Raw genomic sequence first — 14,048 nt, forward strand, 5'->3', positions numbered from 1 at the left:
CCTGCCCGGAAGGCCCCCGCTCCCCGGCGGGGGCCTTCCTGCATGATGAGCTGCATGCGTGCTGCCCGGCTGATCAAGATGGTGCTGCTGCTCCAGTCCCGGCCCTCGATGACCGCCGCCGAGCTGGCGCGGGAGCTGGAGGTGTCGGAGCGGACCGTGACGCGGGACGCCCAGGCGCTGTCCGAGGCGGGGGTCCCGGTCTACGCCGACCGGGGCCGGGCCGGCGGCTACCGGCTGATCGGCGGTTACCGCACCCGGCTGACCGGGCTGCACCGCAGCGAGGCGGAGGCGCTGTTCCTGTCCGGGGTGCCGGGGGCGCTGCGCGAGATGGGCCTGGAGGACGCGGCGTCGGCGGCCCGGCTGAAGGTGTCGGCGGCGCTGCTGCCGTCCCTGCGGGACGCGCCGCGCACGGCGGCCCAGCGGTTTCACCTGGACGCGCCGGGCTGGTTCAAGGAGCTGAGGACGCCCGAGCTGCTGCCGGCCGTGGCCGAGGCGGTGTGGGACGACCGTCGGGTCACCGCGCGCTACCGGCGCGGTGAGGCGGAGGTGGAGCGGCGGCTGGAGCCGTACGGGCTGGTGCTGAAGGCGGGCGTCTGGTACCTGTGCGCGCGGGTCGCCGACGCCGGTGCCTTCCGGACGTACCGCATCGACCGCTTCACCGCCGTCGAACCGGGCGAGGAACGCTTCACCCGCGACGAGGAGTTCGACCTGCCCGCGTTCTGGGAGGAGCAGGCCGAGCGGTTCGCGCGCTCGCTGCTGCGCGCGGAGGTCGTCGTACGGCTCACCCCGGACGGCGTGCGCGGGCTGCGGTACGCCCTCGACCCGCTCGCCGCCCGGGACGCCCTGGCCGCGGCGGGCGAACCGGACGCGCGGGGGCGGGTCACGGTCACGCTGCGGGTGGAGTCCGAGGACGTCGCCCACACCCAGCTCACCGCGCTCGGCCCGGAGGCCGAGGTGCTGTCCCCGCCGTCGCTGCGGGCGCGGTTCGCCGCCGACGCGCGACGGCTGGCGGAGCTGTACGGCGGGTAGACGCCCCCGGGCCGCTCCGGGTGCGTCCGTCCCCCGCAGGGCAGATGCTGGAGCGGTGATGGACGAGACGGAGTTCTGGGAGCTGATCGACGCCACCCGGGAGGCCGCGGAGGGCGACCCCGAGGAACAGGCCGAGCTGCTCGTGGACCGGCTGCTCCGGCTGGACCCGGAGGCCGTGCTCGACTTCGCCCGTCACTTCGAGGCCCGCTACAACCGCGCCTACCGCTGGGACCTGTGGGGCGCCGCCTGGGTGCTCCTCGACGGGGCCAGCGACGACGCGTTCGACTTCTTCCGCTGCTGGCTGATCGGCCAGGGCCGCGAGGTGTTCGAGGGCGCCCTGCACGACCCGGACGCGCTGGCCGACCTGCTGGGCGAGTTCGACGAGGAGATCGACGGCGACGGCGAGGACCTGGGGTACGCGGCCGACGAGGCGTACGAGCAGCTCACCGGCACCGTCGCCCCGGACCTCGGCGTCCCGCCGGCCGCCGCGGAGCCGGAGGGCACGCCGCTCGACTTCGAGGACGAGGCGCTGCTCGCCGAGCGCTATCCCCGGCTCTGGTACCGCTTCAGGGAGTGATCCGGGGCCGCACCCACGGGTCGGGCGGGCGGTGCTGCAGGCGGGCCGCCCGCTCGCGGATCTCCGGGAGCCGGGCGGAGAGGGCGGCGCCGGGGCAACTGGTCATGTAGCCGTCGCCGTGTCCGGCCACGGCGGGCAGGTCGGCGCTGGTGCCGACGGCGTAGCGGCTGCCGCTGTTGCTGGAGACGAGGCGGACCCGGGCGCGCGGGTCGGTGCCCGACGGACCGAGCTTCCAGGCGGCCAGCGCGGCGATGGCGTCGGTCATCACGCGCGGCACCTCGACGCCCGCCGTGAAGGTGCCGATGGCGGCGATGCCGGTGGTGCGGTGGTTGAAGCCCTGGGTGTGGGCGCCGGTGACGGCGCGGTCGGTGCCGCCCGCGCGGCCTTCGTAGATCACTCCGCAGCGGTCGACGAGGAAGTTGTAGCCGATGTCGTCCCAGCTGCGGGCGCCGGTCTGGCCCGCGTGCAGGGCCTGGATGATGCGGGGCGTCTCGGCGCAGCTGTAGGCGTTGGGTGAGTCGGTGTGGTGCACGAACACCGCGACGACCGTGTCGTCGTAGCGCGGGGGCGGCTGGGCCGGCGGCGGCTGCGGCAGCCATGCCGAGCGGGGCACGATGGGCGGCTTCGGTGCGGTGTGGGTGCCCGCGGCGCGGGCGGCCGCCGTCGCGGACCGCCGGTCGACGCGCTCCTGGACGGCCTCCTCGACGTCGTGGGCGCACAGGGCGAGGGCGGCCACCGCGGCGAGCCCGGGGAGCGCGCCGAGGGCGGCCCGGGCGGGGACGGGCAGGCGCGGCACGGACGGGCGCGGCACGGACCGGCGCGGCACGAACCGGCGCGCCTTCCTCGTCCGGGCGGCTCGCCGGGGCCGGGCGGCTCGTCGGGCTCCTGGGAGGACTCGCATGATCCCACTGTCCGCACGCTGCCCACCGCCCGCGATGTGTGCTGTGCCACCTGGTGGAACCATCGTCCCGGTCCGCGGCGTTTCCCCGGGTACACCCACGCGTGACCGGTTCGGCGGCGGCGGCTCCGCGGCACGGCTGATCACCGGGCCCGTCCCCCGCGTACAGGAGTCCGAGAGAAAGGCGGCCCGGTGGACCTCCTCGACATCCTTCTGCTGCTCGCGGTCCTGCTCTACGCCGGCTCCGGCTACCGGCGCGGACTGGTGGCCGGCTGTGTCTCGCTGGCCGGGTTCGTGGGCGGCGCGGTGACCGGCGTGTGGGTGCTGCCCTGGGTGACGGACCTCGTGACGCCGGGCACCGCGGCGGCCACGGTCACCGCGGTGCTCACGGTGCTGGTGCCGGCCGCGGTGGGCCACGAGCTGGCCGGCCGGCCGGCGCTGCGGCTGCGGCGCGAGCTGGACCGGGGCCCGCTGCGGGTGGCCGACGGGACCGGCGGGGCGGTGGCGAACGCGGCGGCCGTGCTGATCGTGGCGTGGGTGGCGGCGAGCGTCCTCGCCACGTCCTCGTCCGCCCTGCTGTCGTCGGCGATCCGCGACTCACGGATCCTGGGCGCGGTGCAGGAGGCGATGCCGGACACCACGCCCGGCTGGTTCTCGCGGGCCACCTCGGCACTCGGTGAAGCGGGTTTCCCACAGGTCTTCAACCCGTTCGAGAACGAGTCGACGGCGCGGGTGGCGCGGCCCTCCGGGGACAGTGTCACGCCGGCCGCCACGGCCGCCGCGCAGCGCGGCACGGTGAAGGTGGAGGGTGTCGCGGGCACCCAGGGCCGCGAGGGCAGCGGATTCGTGTACGCGCGCGAGCGGGTGATGACCAACGCGCACGTGGTGGCGGGCATCGAGGAGCCGACCGTGCGGGTCGGCGGGACCGGCCGGGCGTACGAGGCGACGGTGGTGCTCTTCGACCCGGAGAAGGACGTCGCCGTGCTCCGGGTGCCCGGGCTGCGCGCCCCCGTGCTGCGGTTCGAGGACGACGCACAGCGCGGGGACGCGGCGGTGGTGGCCGGATACCCGCAGGACGGCGGCCTGGACCTGCAGGCGGCGACGGTCGCGAACCGGGTGCGGGCGACGGGCCGGGACATCTACGACGAGGAGACGGTCACCCGGGAGATCTACGCGATCCGCTCCACGGTCCGCCCGGGCAACTCCGGCGGCCCGCTGCTGACCACGGAGGGCCGGGTGTTCGGGGTGGTGTTCGCCCGGTCCACCTCCGACACGGAGACGGGGTACGTCCTCACGGCCGCCGAGGTCGCCGGCGACGCCGAGCGGGCGGCGCGGGCGACGGCACCGGTGGACACGGGCGACCTGATCACCTCGTGAGCGGGCGGGGCGCGCGGGGCGCGGTCAGACCAGCTTCTGCCCCATCATCACGTCGTCGACATAGGCGCCGTCCAGGAAGAACTCCTCCGGCTGCACGCCCTCGACGACGAACCCCTCCGACTCGTACAGCGCGCGGGCGCGCGTGTTGTGCCCCAGCACGCGCAGGGTGATGCGGCGGAAGCCGCCCGCGCGCGCCTCCTCGACGGCCGCGCGCACCAGGGCCCGGCCGACGCCCCGGCCGCGGGCCTCCTCGGCGACGCCGAGGCCGCGGACGTGCCGGACGTGGGAGTTGGCGGGCAGCGGGGTGGGGAAGCCCAGGCGGATGTAGCCGACGACACGGCCGTCGAGTTCGGCGACCAGGTGGTCCTCGGGGCCGGCGGTGTCGCGGAAGAAGGGCTCGTCCGGGGCGGGCGGGCCGGTCACCGCGTGGACGTACGACCAGATCGCGCGGTCCAGGCGGCGCAGCGGCTCCTCGTCCTCGGGACGGGCGGTGCGCAGGGACGGTTCAGGCATGCCGGTCACCCTACGCGCGGGACACCCGCGTCTCACCGGGGTTTTCCGGGCGTCCGGGGGCAGGATGAGGCCATGCAGCGTTCGAGGATCGCGGTGGCCGGGGCGTCCGGTCTCATCGGCGGCGCCCTGGTGCGTTCCCTGGTCGCGGACGGACACGACGTGGTGCGGCTGGTCCGCCGTGCGCCGCGGTCCGCCGGCGAGGCGCGGTGGGACCCCGGGCGGCGCCACGTGGACCCGGCGGTGCTCGCCGGGTGCGACGCCGTGGTGAACCTGGCGGGGGCGGGGGTGGGCGACCGGCGCTGGACCGCCGCGTACAAGGCGCGCATCCGGTCCAGCCGGGTGGACGGCACGGCGGCCCTGGCCCGGGCGGTGGCCTCGCTGGACCGGCCGCCGCGGGTGTTCCTGAACGGCAGCGCGATCGGCATCTACGGCGACACCGGTGACCGCCCGGTGGACGAGGACTCCCCGCCGGGCTCGGGCTTCCTGCCGGAGCTGTGCGTGGAGTGGGAGCGGGCCGCGGCGCCGGCCGCGGAGGCGGGCGTGCGCACGGTGTTCGCCCGCACCGGCCTGGTGGTGTCGCGCCGGGGCGGCGCCTGGGGACGGCTCTTCCCGGTGTTCAAGGCGGGTCTCGGCGGCCCGCTGGGCGACGGGCGGCAGTACTGGTCGTACATCGCGCTGCACGACGAGGTCGCCGCCCTGCGCCACCTCCTGGACCGCGCGGACCTGTCCGGGCCGTTCAACCTGACCGCCCCCGAGCCGCTGACGAACCGTGAGATCGCGGCGGCGATGGGCCGGGTGCTGCACCGCCCGGCGGTGTTCGCGGTACCCGCGCCGGTGCTGCGGACCGTGCTGGGCGAGCTGGCCGGGGACGTGCTGGGCAGTCAGCGGGTGCTGCCCGGGCGGCTGCTGGAGTCCGGGTTCCGGTTCGCGTTTCCGGGCATCGAGGAGGCGATCCGGGCGGCGCTGTGAACCGGGCTCCGACGGCGCCGGGAACGGTGGTCCGGGCCGGCGCGGTGAACCGTGGTCCGGGTGGCGCCGTGCACCGTCCGGCGAAACGGGGCGGCCCGGCCGTATGCGACCGCCGTGCGACCGTGCCCTGCCGGTGCGCGCCTGACCCCGAACGGTTCACGGTGCCTAACCTCGACGCGAACTCGGGTATCCCCGGGGCCGGTTGAGGGCATCACGTCTCCACCGGCCGCTCAACGTCGAGGAGGGGCACGTGTTTGAGCCCGCGTTTCAGGCGGACGTCGTCGTGGTGGGAGCGGGGGCCGCCGGTCTCTCCGCTGCGCTACGGCTGGCCCACGCAGGAGTGAGGACCGCGGTCCTGGAGGCCGGCCCGTGTGTGGGCGGGCGGATGTCGACGGAGAAGGTCGACGGCTTCCGCCTCGACCGCGTCGGGCAGCTGCTGTTCACGTCGTATCCGGAACTGCGGCTGACGCCGGGGCTGGACGCGCTCGCGCTGCGCCTGTTCGCCCCGGGCGTCCTGCTGCACAGCGACGGCCGCCGGCACCGGGCGGGGGCCCCGGTGCACGGGCGGAGCGCGAGGGGCGCACTCAATACGGTGCGCGCCCTCGCGAGCGCCCCCCGGGTCACGGCGGGCCGCGGCCGGGGCGGCACCGGCGCCCCGCCCCGCCACCGGTCCACGGCCCCCCTGGGCGGCGCCGTCGACCAGGCGCGGCTGGGCAACGCGCTCGCCCGGATCGCGGGCACCCCGCTGGAACGCCTGCTGGCCCGCCCGGAGCTGCCGGCCGGCCAGGCACTGGCCGGCCGGGGACTGCCCTCCCGCACCGTCGACGGCTTCCTGCGGCCGCTGCTCGCCGCACTGCTGTGCGACCCGGAGCTGACCACCTCGAGCCGCTGCGCGGACCTCGCGCTGCGGGCGTTCGCCGCCGGGCGGATGGCCGTGCCGGAGGGCGGGGCCGAGGTGCTGCCCGAGCTGCTGGCGCGGGGGCTGCCCCCGGGGAGCGTGCACACCGGGGTGCGGGTCACCTCCGTCTCCACGACCTCGGTGACCACCGCCGAGCACGGCGAGTTCCGCTGCCGGGCGGTGCTGCTCGCCACCGGGGCGCGCACCGCCGGCGAACTGCTGCCGGGCCTGCGGGTGCCGGACTTCCACCCGGTGACCGTCGTCCACCACACCACCGACGAGCCGCCGGCCACCGGCGCCTCCCTGCTGCTGGACTCCGACCGGGGCGGGCCGGTGGCGCACACGGCGGTGGTCAGCGCGGTGGACCCGAGCCGCGCTCCGGCCGGCCGGGCGCTGGTCTCCTCGACGGTGCTGGGCCCCCCGCCGTCCGACGTCGACGCCGCCGTGCGCACGCACCTGTCCCGGCTGTACGGCACCTCGACGACCCGCTGGGAGACGCTGGCCGTGCACCACACCCCGGAGGCGGTGCCCGCCATGCGGCCCCCGCACGACCTGCGGCGCCCGGTCCGGCTCCTGGCCGGTCTGTACGTCTGCGGCGACCACCGTGACTCCGGCACCGTCCAGGGCGCCCTCCACTCCGGCCACCGGGCCGCGGCCGCGATCCTGGCCGACCTGGGCGCGAAGGGCTCGATGCACCGGGCGGACCCGGCCCCGGCGGCCCGGGCCGCCTGACCGTCCCCGCCCGCGGCGTCACCCGTAGGCCGCGACCTTGTCCCGGTACGACCGCACGGGCGCCGCGTCCCGGTACGGCTCCAGCCGCCGCTCGAAGTCCCGCACGTACTCCACCGCCCGCACCGACCGCATCTCCGCCGCCTGCCCCGCCGCCTCCGCGGCGAGCGAGCAGGCCTGGTCCAGCTCCCCGAGCCCGAGGCGGGCGGTGGCCAGCACCACCCGGCAGAACAGCCGGCTGCGGGCGTACCCGGGCGCGCGCAGTTGCAGCGAGCGCTCGGCGTGCTGGGCGGCGGCCCGGAACTGCTGGAGGTCGCGGTGGCAGTGGCCGAACTCGTCGGCGAGCTGTGCCTCGTCGAAGAACCGGGCCCAGTGCGGCACCTCGTCGCCGGGCCGGGCGGCCTCCAGGGCCCGCTCGGCGCGCACGAGCGAGGCGGTGCAGGCCCGCACCTCGCCGAGCACCCCGTGCCCGCGCGCCTCCGCGGCGTGCAGCAGGGCCTGGACGACCGGCGGTGCCGAGCCGCCGACCCCCTGCTGGGCCACCCGCGCGAGCTGGACGGCCTCGCGTCCGTGCCCGAGGTAGACGGCCTGGCGGCTCATGGTAACCAGCACGTACGAGCCGTAGGCCCGGTCCCCGGCCGCCTGGGAGAGCCGCAGCGCCTGCACGAAGTACCGCTGGGCGAGGCCGTGCGCGGCGATGTCGTACGACGTCCAGCCCGCGAGCCGGGTGAGGTCCGCGGCGGCGGCGAACAGGCGGCGGCCGGTCTGCTCGCCGTAGGTGCCGCGCAGCATCGGCTCGCACTCGTGCTCCAGGTAGCGCACGAGGGCCTGGCGGGCGTGGCCGCCGCCGTAGGCGTCGTCGAGGGTGCGGAAGAGTTCGCCGACCGAGCGCAGCGCGGCGATGTCGCCGCCGGTGACCCGGTGTCCGGGGCCGCGGTCGGCGGCGCGCTGCCGGGGCACCACCGGGCGGCCCTGCGCGGGCACGCGGGCGCTCTCGGCGCCCCGGGCGACCTTCTCGTCGGCGCGGCCGATGAGCCAGTCGCGGCTGGGCACCACGAGCCCCGCCGGGGTGAACGCGATCTTGCGCAGTTCGGCGTGGCTGCCGGAGTCCTTGCGCCACAGGCCGCTGACGATGTCGACGGCCTCCTCGGGGCAGGCGGCGAACTCCAGGCCCGCGTAGACCGGGGCGCAGGCGTCCAGGCCGAGGTCCTGGGCGGTGAGCCGGCGGCCGAGGCGGCGGGTGAAGACCTCCGCGATGAGGGCCGGGGTGGTGCCCCTGGGCTGCTGGCCGCGCAGCCAGCGGGTGACGGATGTCTTGTCGTATCTGAGGTCCAGCCCGTGTTCGAGGCCGAGCTGGTCCACTCGACGGGCGAGACCTGCGTTGGAGAACCCCGCTTCTGCGATGAGGGCGGCGAGCTGACGGTTGGGGGTGCGCTGCGCGGGTCGTTCCGTCATCTGCGGTGCGATCTCCTGCCTGACGGGCTTCTGAAATGCCCGGACTGCCGGTGAGCAGCCCATATGACCTAGTGAACGGCGCGAATGTAGCGGAGAGTAAGCGTCCGGCCGCACACTTCGGCGCTCATTCATCCGATCGTGTGAGGATTGCCCCCGAGGCTGACGTGGGTCCGACGGTCGTACAGTGACGTAGGCGCGTTTCACGCCTTACGACCTTCGAGGAGGGGCTCGCCGTGAGTGAGTTGCGGTTCGTCCGTATGGGATTCGGTGCCGAGGCCGTCGACTACCAGGAGGCCTGGGACGAGCAGCGCCGGGTGCACGCGGCGCGCTTCGAGGACCGGGTCCCGGACACCGTGCTGCTGCTGGAGCACCCCCCGGTTTACACGGCCGGCCGGCGCACCGAACCCGGCGAGCGCCCTCTGGACGGCACCCCCGTCATCGACGTGGACCGCGGCGGGAAGATCACCTGGCACGGTCCGGGACAGCTCGTGGGCTACCCGATCCAGAAGCTGCCCCGCCCGGTCGACGTCGTCGCGCACGTCCGCCGCCTGGAGGAGGCGCTGATCCGCACCTGCGCCGAGTTCGGCCTGGAGACCACCCGGGTCGAGGGGCGCAGCGGTGTCTGGGTGCTGGGCGATCCGGTGGAGCGGCGACCGGCGCTCGGCGGGCTCTCCCTGGACTTCGACCCGCGGCTGACCGACGACGAGTTCGACCCCCGGCTCAACGGACCGGAGTACGCCCCGTCCAACGCGGGCCAGCGCCGGGAGGACCGCAAGATCGCGGCGATCGGCATCCGGGTCGCCAAGGGCGTCACCATGCACGGCTTCGCGCTCAACGTGAACCCGGACAACGCCTGGTTCGACCGGATCATCCCGTGCGGCATCCGCGACGCCGGGGTCACCTCCCTCGCGGGCGAGCTGGGCCGGGACATCACCATCGAGGAGGTGCTGCCGGTCGCCGAGCGGCACCTGCGGGAGATCCTGGAGAACGCGGACCTCAAGCCGCGGGTGATCGACAGGACGCCGGCCTGAGCCATGGCACGGGCCCCGGGAATGGGTCCCGCGCTGTGGGGGTCGGCCCGGTCACAGGGCCATCAAATCAACGGGCGTACCCTTGAGGGCGCCGAGGAATCAACGCTAGGGAGCCGGTCGTGTCCGCAGTCGCACCCGACGGACGCAAGATGCTGCGCCTGGAGGTCAGGAACAGCCAGACCCCCATCGAGCGCAAGCCCGAGTGGATCAAGACGCGGGCGAAAATGGGTCCCGAGTACACCAAGATGCAGAACCTCGTGAAGAGCGAGGGCCTGCACACGGTCTGCCAGGAAGCCGGCTGCCCCAACATCTACGAGTGCTGGGAGGACCGCGAGGCCACGTTCCTCATCGGCGGCGACCAGTGCACCCGGCGCTGCGACTTCTGCCAGATCGACACCGGCAAGCCGGAGGCCCTGGACCGCGACGAGCCCCGCCGGGTCGGCGAGTCCGTGGTCACCATGGACCTGAACTACGCCACCATCACCGGCGTCGCCCGCGACGACCTGGAGGACGGCGGCGCCTGGCTGTACGCGGAGACCGTGCGCCAGATCCACGAGCAGACGGCGCAGCGGGAGGGCGGCCGGACCAAGGTCGAGCTGCTGGCCCCCGACTTCAACGCCGTCCCCGAGCTGCTGCGGGAGGTCTTCGAGTCCCGCCCGGAGGTCTTCGCGCACAACGTCGAGACGGTTCCCCGGATCTTCAAGCGGATCCGCCCCGGCTTCCGCTACGAGCGCTCGCTCAAGGTGATCACCGAGGCCCGCGACTTCGGCCTGGTCACCAAGTCGAACCTGATCCTCGGCATGGGCGAGACCCGCGAGGAGGTCAGCGAGGCCCTCAAGCAGCTGCACGACGCCGGCTGCGAGCTGATCACCATCACCCAGTACCTGCGTCCGTCCGTGCGCCACCACCCGGTGGAGCGCTGGGTGAAGCCGCAGGAGTTCGTGGAACTCAAGGAGGAGGCCGAGCAGATCGGCTTCTCCGGTGTCATGTCCGGTCCGCTGGTCCGCTCCTCGTACCGCGCCGGGCGCCTGTACCAGATGGCGGTCGAGAAGCGCGGGACGTACATCGCGGCCCAGGCCGTGTGAATTCGGGCACAAGCACTTACCGGCCAGTAGACGCCGGTGCGCCGCGGCCCCGACCGTCCTCCCAGTTGAGGAGCCGGTCGGGGCCGCGACGGCGTTCGGGGGCACGCCGGCCGCTCGGCCGCTCGGCCGCATCGGGCCTTCATGTCCGTTTGACCGGCCGGTCACGCCCTGGTAACACCAATCAGTGACCCTGGTTTCACACCCCGTGAACCCACGCACTGACCCCTAGGGGGATCCACCATGCAGGCCGCGCCTGTCCGCGCCACCGCGCTTCCCTCCGTCACCGACGCCCTGCGTGCGGTCGAGTCCCTGCTCATGAGCGGCGGTCAGCGCACCGCCCGGCGCAACGCCTGGACCTCCGTCCTGGAGGACCGCCGCCGCGCCGAGGCCCGCGTCGAGGCCGAGCGCGTCCTGCAGCAGGCACCCACCGTCCGCCTCTGAGCCCCGGCCGCACCGCCGCCTGCACCCCCGGCCCCCGGCCGCCCGCGCCCCGGCCGCACCGCCGCCTCCGCCCGCGGCCGCGCCGGGCCCCGCCCGTGACGGCCGCCGGGGCACTGCCGTCGAAGGCGGTCCCCGGGCCACGTAGACTTCGTGGCATGGCGAGGAAGGACACGGCAGCCGAGGCTGCGAACCCCGGGCGACTGAAGCAGATCGCCCTGACCTACAAGATGACCCGCAGGGCCGACAAGAAGATCGGTCTTGTACTCGCGGCTGTCGGAATCGTCACCTTCGGTGTCTTCCTCGCGATCGGTTTCTTGATCGGCCACCCCATCTATCTCGGCATCCTGGGCCTGCTGCTCGCCTTCCTCGCGACGGCGATCGTGTTCGGGCGCCGGGCCGAGCGGGCCGCGTTCGGGCAGATGGAGGGCCAGCCCGGCGCCGCCGCGGCGGTGCTGGACAACATCGGCCGCGGCTGGACCACGACCCCGGCCGTGGCGATGAACCGCAGCCAGGACGTGGTGCACCGGGCCGTCGGCAAGGCCGGCATCGTGCTGGTCGCCGAGGGCAACCCGAACCGGGTGAAGAGCCTGCTGGCCGCCGAGAAGAAGAAGATGAACCGCATCGTCGCGGACGTCCCCGTGCACGACCTGATCGTCGGCACCGGTGAGGGCCAGGTGGAGCTGAAGAAGCTGCGCACCACCATGCTCAAGCTGCCCCGCGTGCTGACCGGCCCGCAGGTGACCGCCACCAACGACCGGCTGCGCGCCCTCGGCGACCTGATGAGCAACATGCCGCTCCCGAAGGGGCCCATGCCGAAGGGCATGCGCCTGCCGAAGGGCGGCGGACCGAAGGGCCGCTGACGCGCCGCGAGCCGATCCCCTCGTACGGATAAGGGGGCGCCCGGAGATCTCCGGGCGCCCCCTTCGTCGTGCCGGACGGTCAGATCCGCACTTCCACCGTGCGGGCCAGCCGGTCGTGCAGGCCGCGGCCGTCGCGGTCCCAGACCAGGGCGGGGACGGCGAGGCAGAGGAGAACCGTGCGGGCCAGGGCGCGGCCCGGGTGGACGGTGCCGGTGTCCAGGGCGACGACGCGCAGGCCCAGCAGCCGCTTGCCCGGGGTGAAGCCGATGGTGCCGACGGTGAGCAGGCTCATGAGGAAGAAGACGAGCAGGGCCCAGTTGCCGGTCGCCTGGCCGTAGCCGTCCGTGATCAGGCCGTATGCGATCAGCAGGCACAGGCCCCAGTCCACGGCCAGCGCGCCCAGCCGCCGTCCCGGGCGGGCCAGCGAGCCCGGGCCGTGCTCGGGCAGACCGAGCTGTTCGCCCCGGTACCCGAAGTCGGCGCCGGCGTCCTCCATGGCCGCGCGCGGCCCGGAGAGCCATGATCCGATTGCTTGCCTCTTGTCCACCCGTACACGGTACTGCGCCCGTATATGACCGAAGGACGGCGGGGTGTTTCCGGCCGGTATGCGGACTAGGGTGGGACCCGAGCCGGTTAACTTGTGCGAAACAAATGGGTCACGCCAGAGAAATCACGCCTCCCTAGGGTCGAGGACAGCGTGTGCCACCGCACTGGCCGCACGAACGATCTACCACCCCGGCGGGACGGTCGGGAGTAGGAGGAGCTGGATGTTCCAGAACGCCGACGAGGCCAAGAAGTTCATCGCGGACGAGGACGTCAAGTTCGTCGACGTCCGCTTCTGCGACCTGCCGGGCGTCATGCAGCACTTCACGATCCCCGCTGCGGCGTTCGACCCGGACGAGGAGCTGGCCTTCGACGGATCCTCGATCCGTGGCTTCCAGGCCATCCACGAGTCCGACATGGCGCTGCGCGCCGACCTCACCACCGCGCGCGTGGACCCGTTCCGCCGGGACAAGACAGTCAACATCAACTTCTTCATCCACGACCCGATCACCGGTGAGCAGTACTCCCGTGACCCGCGGAACGTGGCGAAGAAGGCCGAGGCCTACCTCGCCTCCACCGGGATCGCCGACACCGCCTTCTTCGGCCCCGAGGCCGAGTTCTACGTCTTCGACAGCGTGCGCTTCAAGACGTCCGAGAACGAGTCGTTCTACCACATCGACTCGGAGGCGGGCGCCTGGAACACCGGCGCCATCGAGGACAACCGGGGCTACAAGGTCCGCTACAAGGGCGGCTACTTCCCGGCCCCGCCGGTCGACCACTTCGCCGACCTGCGCGCCGAGATCTCCCTGGAGCTGGAGCGGGCCGGCCTCCAGGTCGAGCGCCAGCACCACGAGGTGGGCACCGCCGGCCAGGCCGAGATCAACTACAAGTTCAACACGCTGCTCGCCGCCGCCGACGACCTCCAGCTCTTCAAGTACATCGTGAAGAACGTGGCCTGGCGCAACGGCAAGACCGCGACCTTCATGCCGAAGCCGATCTTCGGCGACAACGGTTCGGGCATGCACGTCCACCAGTCGCTGTGGAGCAACGGCGAGCCGCTGTTCTACGACGAGCAGGGCTACGCGGGCCTGTCCGACACCGCCCGCTACTACATCGGCGGCATCCTCAAGCACGCCCCGTCGCTGCTGGCCTTCACCAACCCGACGGTGAACTCCTACCACCGCCTGGTCCCGGGCTTCGAGGCCCCGGTGAACCTCGTCTACTCGCAGCGCAACCGCTCCGCCGCGATGCGCATCCCGATCACGGGCTCGAACCCGAAGGCCAAGCGCGTCGAGTTCCGCGCCCCCGACGCCTCGGGCAACCCGTACCTGGCCTTCTCGGCGCTGCTGCTCGCGGGCCTGGACGGCATCAAGAACAAGATCGAGCCGGCCGAGCCGATCGACAAGGACCTCTACGAGCTGGCTCCGGAGGAGCACGCGAACGTGGCCCAGGTCCCGACCTCCCTCGGCGCGGTCCTGGACCGCCTGGAGGCCGACCACGAGTTCCTGCTCCAGGGCGACGTGTTCACCCCGGACCTGATCGAGACGTGGATCGACTACAAGCGCGCGAACGAGATCGCCCCGCTGCAGCTCCGTCCGCACCCGCACGAGTTCGAGCTGTACTTCGACGTGTGACCGGCCCGG

14 protein-coding genes are annotated in these 14,048 nt (G+C 73.9%); 10 read left to right on the plus strand and 4 right to left on the minus strand.

Features of this window, described 5'->3' with window-relative positions; translation table 11 throughout:
• Positions 1 to 54: 54 nt before the first annotated feature.
• Both SGLAU_RS09855 and SGLAU_RS09860 read left to right on the plus strand, forming a co-directional pair.
• A complete protein-coding gene (locus SGLAU_RS09855) occupies positions 55 to 1,029 on the plus strand; it encodes a helix-turn-helix transcriptional regulator (RefSeq protein WP_043500237.1) in 975 nt (324 codons plus the stop codon).
• Between the two features lie 58 nt (positions 1,030 to 1,087).
• Positions 1,088 to 1,606, plus strand: a complete 519-nt coding sequence (locus tag SGLAU_RS09860) for a DUF4240 domain-containing protein (RefSeq protein WP_043500240.1) — start codon at positions 1,088 to 1,090, stop codon at positions 1,604 to 1,606.
• Here SGLAU_RS09860 and SGLAU_RS09865 read toward each other — a convergent pair.
• Positions 1,596 to 2,507 carry a peptidoglycan recognition protein gene (locus SGLAU_RS09865; protein ID WP_412556222.1) on the minus strand — a complete coding sequence of 304 codons (912 nt, stop codon included), beginning with the start codon at positions 2,505 to 2,507 and terminating at the stop codon, positions 1,596 to 1,598. The genes SGLAU_RS09860 and SGLAU_RS09865 overlap by 11 nt on opposite strands.
• A gap of 189 nt (positions 2,508 to 2,696) precedes the next feature.
• On the opposite strand from SGLAU_RS09865, the gene SGLAU_RS09870 reads away from it, so the two are divergent.
• Positions 2,697 to 3,881: a MarP family serine protease gene (locus SGLAU_RS09870; RefSeq protein ID WP_043500243.1), complete on the plus strand. Its 1,185-nt coding sequence runs from the start codon at positions 2,697 to 2,699 to the stop codon at positions 3,879 to 3,881.
• Positions 3,882 to 3,905: 24 nt separating this feature from the next.
• Here SGLAU_RS09870 and SGLAU_RS09875 read toward each other — a convergent pair whose 3' ends face one another.
• Entirely contained in the window at positions 3,906 to 4,394 is a 489-nt protein-coding gene (locus tag SGLAU_RS09875) for a GNAT family N-acetyltransferase (RefSeq protein WP_043506452.1), read from the minus strand.
• 72 nt (positions 4,395 to 4,466) lie between these two features.
• On the opposite strand from SGLAU_RS09875, the gene SGLAU_RS09880 reads away from it, so the two are divergent.
• Both SGLAU_RS09880 and SGLAU_RS09885 read left to right on the plus strand, forming a co-directional pair.
• A complete protein-coding gene (locus SGLAU_RS09880; protein WP_043500245.1) occupies positions 4,467 to 5,363 on the plus strand; it encodes a TIGR01777 family oxidoreductase in 897 nt (298 codons plus the stop codon).
• Between the two features lie 250 nt (positions 5,364 to 5,613).
• A complete protein-coding gene (locus SGLAU_RS09885; protein ID WP_043500248.1) occupies positions 5,614 to 6,993 on the plus strand; it encodes an NAD(P)/FAD-dependent oxidoreductase in 1,380 nt (459 codons plus the stop codon).
• A gap of 18 nt (positions 6,994 to 7,011) precedes the next feature.
• Here the strand turns inward: SGLAU_RS09885 and SGLAU_RS09890 are convergent, their stop codons facing one another.
• Positions 7,012 to 8,445 carry a hypothetical protein gene (locus SGLAU_RS09890; RefSeq protein WP_043500251.1) on the minus strand — a complete coding sequence of 478 codons (1,434 nt, stop codon included), beginning with the start codon at positions 8,443 to 8,445 and terminating at the stop codon, positions 7,012 to 7,014.
• A gap of 233 nt (positions 8,446 to 8,678) precedes the next feature.
• Here SGLAU_RS09890 and lipB point away from each other — a divergent pair, with 233 nt between their 5' ends.
• From lipB to SGLAU_RS09910, 4 genes are all read left to right on the plus strand, one after another.
• Positions 8,679 to 9,476, plus strand: coding sequence for a lipoyl(octanoyl) transferase LipB (gene lipB / locus SGLAU_RS09895; protein ID WP_043500255.1), 798 nt, complete (start codon positions 8,679 to 8,681; stop codon positions 9,474 to 9,476).
• A 119-nt stretch (positions 9,477 to 9,595) separates the two neighbouring features.
• The gene (lipA, locus tag SGLAU_RS09900; RefSeq protein ID WP_043500257.1) at positions 9,596 to 10,561 is read left to right on the plus strand and encodes a lipoyl synthase; all 966 of its coding nucleotides are present in this window, start codon (positions 9,596 to 9,598) and stop codon (positions 10,559 to 10,561) included.
• A 240-nt stretch (positions 10,562 to 10,801) separates the two neighbouring features.
• Positions 10,802 to 11,002 (plus strand): hypothetical protein, encoded by a 201-nt coding sequence (locus SGLAU_RS09905; protein WP_043500260.1) that lies wholly within the window; start codon positions 10,802 to 10,804, stop codon positions 11,000 to 11,002.
• Positions 11,003 to 11,157: 155 nt separating this feature from the next.
• Entirely contained in the window at positions 11,158 to 11,862 is a 705-nt protein-coding gene (locus tag SGLAU_RS09910; protein ID WP_043500263.1) for a DUF4191 domain-containing protein, read from the plus strand.
• A 79-nt stretch (positions 11,863 to 11,941) separates the two neighbouring features.
• Here SGLAU_RS09910 and SGLAU_RS09915 read toward each other — a convergent pair whose 3' ends face one another.
• On the minus strand, positions 11,942 to 12,409 hold the full coding sequence (locus tag SGLAU_RS09915; protein ID WP_043500265.1) for an RDD family protein: 468 nt from the start codon (positions 12,407 to 12,409) through the stop codon (positions 11,942 to 11,944).
• 220 nt (positions 12,410 to 12,629) lie between these two features.
• On the opposite strand from SGLAU_RS09915, the gene glnA reads away from it, so the two are divergent.
• A complete protein-coding gene (gene glnA / locus SGLAU_RS09920; protein ID WP_043500267.1) occupies positions 12,630 to 14,039 on the plus strand; it encodes a type I glutamate--ammonia ligase in 1,410 nt (469 codons plus the stop codon).
• Positions 14,040 to 14,048 lie beyond the last annotated feature (9 nt).

It is taken from the genome of Streptomyces glaucescens (assembly GCF_000761215.1).
Classification (GTDB): Bacteria; Actinomycetota; Actinomycetes; order Streptomycetales; family Streptomycetaceae; genus Streptomyces; species Streptomyces glaucescens_B.

Excerpts from the sequence above, each read along its gene's own strand:
- SGLAU_RS09855 (WP_043500237.1), top strand. The coding sequence starts at position 55 with ATGCGTGCTGCCCGGCTGATCAAGATGGTGCTGCTGCTCCAGTCCCGG.
- SGLAU_RS09860 (WP_043500240.1), top strand. The coding sequence starts at position 1,088 with ATGGACGAGACGGAGTTCTGGGAGCTGATCGACGCCACCCGGGAGGCC.
- SGLAU_RS09865 (WP_412556222.1), bottom strand. The coding sequence starts at position 2,507 with ATGCGAGTCCTCCCAGGAGCCCGACGAGCCGCCCGGCCCCGGCGAGCC.
- SGLAU_RS09875 (WP_043506452.1), bottom strand. The coding sequence starts at position 4,394 with ATGCCTGAACCGTCCCTGCGCACCGCCCGTCCCGAGGACGAGGAGCCG.
- SGLAU_RS09880 (WP_043500245.1), top strand. The coding sequence starts at position 4,467 with ATGCAGCGTTCGAGGATCGCGGTGGCCGGGGCGTCCGGTCTCATCGGC.
- SGLAU_RS09890 (WP_043500251.1), bottom strand. The coding sequence starts at position 8,445 with ATGACGGAACGACCCGCGCAGCGCACCCCCAACCGTCAGCTCGCCGCC.
- SGLAU_RS09905 (WP_043500260.1), top strand. The coding sequence starts at position 10,802 with ATGCAGGCCGCGCCTGTCCGCGCCACCGCGCTTCCCTCCGTCACCGAC.
- SGLAU_RS09910 (WP_043500263.1), top strand. The coding sequence starts at position 11,158 with ATGGCGAGGAAGGACACGGCAGCCGAGGCTGCGAACCCCGGGCGACTG.
- glnA (WP_043500267.1), top strand. The coding sequence starts at position 12,630 with ATGTTCCAGAACGCCGACGAGGCCAAGAAGTTCATCGCGGACGAGGAC.